The 2728-nt window shown below is 40.1% G+C and carries 5 protein-coding genes; all 5 read right to left on the bottom strand.

Features of this window, described 5'->3' with window-relative positions; translation table 11 throughout:
* Nucleotides 1-74 precede the first annotated feature (74 nt).
* Nucleotides 75-392 carry a hypothetical protein gene (locus PLK24_RS10380; protein ID WP_324478878.1) on the bottom strand — a complete coding sequence of 106 codons (318 nt, stop codon included), beginning with the start codon at nt 390-392 and terminating at the stop codon, nt 75-77.
* 143 nt (nt 393-535) lie between these two features.
* Complete coding sequence (locus PLK24_RS10375; protein ID WP_324478876.1) at nt 536-769, bottom strand: hypothetical protein; 234 nt, start codon at nt 767-769, stop codon at nt 536-538.
* 11 nt (nt 770-780) lie between these two features.
* Nucleotides 781-1122: a hypothetical protein gene (locus PLK24_RS10370; RefSeq protein ID WP_324478874.1), complete on the bottom strand. Its 342-nt coding sequence runs from the start codon at nt 1120-1122 to the stop codon at nt 781-783.
* Entirely contained in the window at nt 1119-1760 is a 642-nt protein-coding gene (locus PLK24_RS10365; protein ID WP_324478872.1) for a septal ring lytic transglycosylase RlpA family protein, read from the bottom strand. The genes PLK24_RS10370 and PLK24_RS10365 overlap by 4 nt, the downstream gene beginning before the upstream one ends.
* A gap of 187 nt (nt 1761-1947) precedes the next feature.
* Nucleotides 1948-2553 carry a hypothetical protein gene (locus PLK24_RS10360; RefSeq protein WP_324478870.1) on the bottom strand — a complete coding sequence of 202 codons (606 nt, stop codon included), beginning with the start codon at nt 2551-2553 and terminating at the stop codon, nt 1948-1950.
* Nucleotides 2554-2728: the final 175 nt, after the last annotated feature.

Here is a 2728-nt window from a genome sequence, read left to right as displayed (position 1 = left end):
GGCAAGCCGATTGAATAAGTTCTAACTTGTCTTGAAAGCTCATTGCTTTTTCTTTTTTCATTTTCACCTCCTTTCTATTTATTTTGTTGCTCAGTTTCCCATTCTTCTAGCATCTCAGCCAAACTGGGGACTTTGCCTCCTCGTTTCTTTATCTCATTACTTATATCACCAATAAGCCCTTCGCAATATACCCTACTGCCACTCACTGCTTGGAATTTTGGGGCTCCTTTTATTGGCGAGTAAACGCCAATAACCAAGCCTCCAACCAAGTCTTTTTCTTCCTCGGTAAGCTCACTAAATATACCCCCAAATTCTTTTGATAGCTTTTCTATCCGGTTTAAGCTGTCAATGGCTTTTTCAAAATTCTTACTTAGTTTGATTGTTTTAGTCATTTTTTATTTCACCTCCTCTCTTTTTTATTTTGGTTACTAAGGGGGCAGTCCCAAACAAGCATTTTATGTCGCTAAACATATGCACGCTTGGCGGTGGACAAAACCCTTCCTCCCCCGTGTGCACTGTCCCCTAAATAACCAATTTATCTCTTTTTTTCTCGCCCCCATTTTTTATAATCAGTGAAACTTTTCGCTAACTTTTCTATCGCATCTTCTTTATACATCTCTTGCTCTTCTTCGGTCATGCTGTTGAATTTTTCGCACTCTTTCCAATAGTTATCAAAATTATCATTACCAAAAACAATTTTAAAAAGTGCTTTCGTTTCAGGGTTATTCCACGCCTCTAAGGCATCGTCTTTTGTGATGATGATTTTCATTTTTTGTCTCCTTAATCTTCAAAATCGCCTTTTAGTCCACAACAAGGACATACTACTCCTTTAGGTTTTACTTTCATTTCTTGTCCACAACGGGGACAAATGTATTTTTCAGGTAATCCCAACTCTACTAACAACTTCTTAATTTCATCTCCGATAGCATCTTTAAGAAAATAGCATCTTTCAATGGGCAGAGCAATATCCGCTCTCTTAAATTCGTCAATAATCATTGTTAAGATTTTTTTTTCTGTCTTGTTTCTTGCTTTTGATAACCACTCTAATTCAATCTCATAAACTCCATCCTTAATATTTGCTCGTGGCGGGCTTAATCTTTCTATTTTCTTACTCTTTTTCATTTTTCCACCTCCTCTATCGGCCAAACTCTAACCTGTCCCTTTCCTTTCAAGTTTATTCGGCTTGCTACCGCCGGCGTCATATCCAAAATCCTGCCGTATAGCTTGCCAAACCCGCCTGTATCGGTAACTACGGCCGTGGTAAACATTCCGTTCTCCAAATTCTGGACAACCACCGTTGTCCCGAGAGGAAAAACCTTACAAGAAGTGCCTACCCCGCAGGCGACGGTTCTTCTCTTGACGTCAAGCCTTTCCCCATTAGCCATAATGAAATATAGTTTGCCGTTTTCATCGTAATGTGGCTTGCAACCTAAACAGCCTTCAATAGTATCGGTGTAAATCGTCGCCTCTCCTTCCAAAATCTTCCCTTCCTTCCGGGCCTTCTCTTCTGCTTCCGCTTCGGGGAAAAGAGTTGGAGTTGGGGTAATGGTAATCTTCGGTTCTTCGGGGACGGGACTAACTATCGTCTTTGGGGTTTTCAGCCGATTTAGGGCCATCACAGCGCCGATGACAAAGCAGAGGAGGAGGATAAACCAGAGGGAAATCTTGCTAATCCAGATAGACACTCGGTAATGATGTTTTAAGGAGGTGAATTTAATCATTGTTCGTCTGATAAAACGATAGGCTTCAAAGGAAGACAATAAGCCTTCTCCTCTGTTTAGTCATTTTATTTAAAACTAAGTGGAGCGGGCAAGGATTTGCACCCTGCATAGAGTCACCCGATATTCTCTCGCGTTGCCACGTTAGCAATACCGTCGGGATCGTATTCAAGGACTCCATCCTGATATCGTCTACCTTTTCCGCAACCGCTCCACCTAATTTTAAAAGTTATTTTTCTAATTCTTCTAATTCTTTTTTAAGTTCCGCTATCTTTCTTTCTTTTAGTTCAGCTTGGTTTCTGTCTTCGTATTTTTGAAGAATTTTGTCAAAATCCTTATAAATATCTTTGGCGTTTTCTAATTTCCAATACAACACATTATTATGAGTGTCTGAGAAATCAGGGTGGTAGCTTTTTAGCTCTTCAAAGAAATCTTGAAACAATTGTCGTTGTTCGTCGTAGTCTTCGCCGAAAATGTAAGGCCCTGTAGGAAACCCGATAACCAATAACCATTCGTTTTTTGGTTGCCTACCGTCATCGCTCCAAGTAATGGAACGCCCCGTGTGTTTGGCCTTGTCTCCTGCCGCATCGCCAAAGTAGCAAAATCTCACATAATCGTTAATTCTCATAAAGTCGGTAGTGAATGGCCTTGCGTCGTGGCTTAACTCAATACCATATTTTTCCTGCCATTCAACGACGAGCAAATGGTTTTTTGCTTTCTCGGCCATTTCCTGTATGTCATTTAACGCATAATCGCTATTACTTAAATTGGAATACTTTTCACAAACCGCCAAGATGTCTTGGTAGGCTTTTTTTATTTCTTTTTGGTTAGTCATTTTCTTTCACCTCCTTTTCCCACTTCTCACATTCCTGTAAAAGTTTTTCCATCAAGTTCTCAGGGTCGTGAATCCGCCCCTCGCAAGAGCAGTAATTATTAGTAGCAAACTCCCTTATTTTGTCTAATAGTTGTTGAATAGTCATTTTATGAAACAATCAATTGCTTGTGCCGAT

This window comes from Atribacter sp. (genome assembly GCF_035418125.1).
GTDB classification, from domain to species: Bacteria; Atribacterota; Atribacteria; order Atribacterales; family Atribacteraceae; genus Atribacter; species Atribacter allofermentans.
Note: the sequence above shows the minus strand (reverse complement) of the source record. Positions and strands in the feature narration are given on the sequence as shown.

Coding starts and splice junctions, on each gene's coding strand:
- PLK24_RS10360 (WP_324478870.1), bottom strand. CDS start 2,553: ATGACTAACCAAAAAGAAATAAAAAAAGCCTACCAAGACATCTTGGCG.
- PLK24_RS10375 (WP_324478876.1), bottom strand. CDS start 769: ATGAAAATCATCATCACAAAAGACGATGCCTTAGAGGCGTGGAATAAC.
- PLK24_RS10380 (WP_324478878.1), bottom strand. CDS start 392: ATGACTAAAACAATCAAACTAAGTAAGAATTTTGAAAAAGCCATTGAC.
- PLK24_RS10370 (WP_324478874.1), bottom strand. CDS start 1,122: ATGAAAAAGAGTAAGAAAATAGAAAGATTAAGCCCGCCACGAGCAAAT.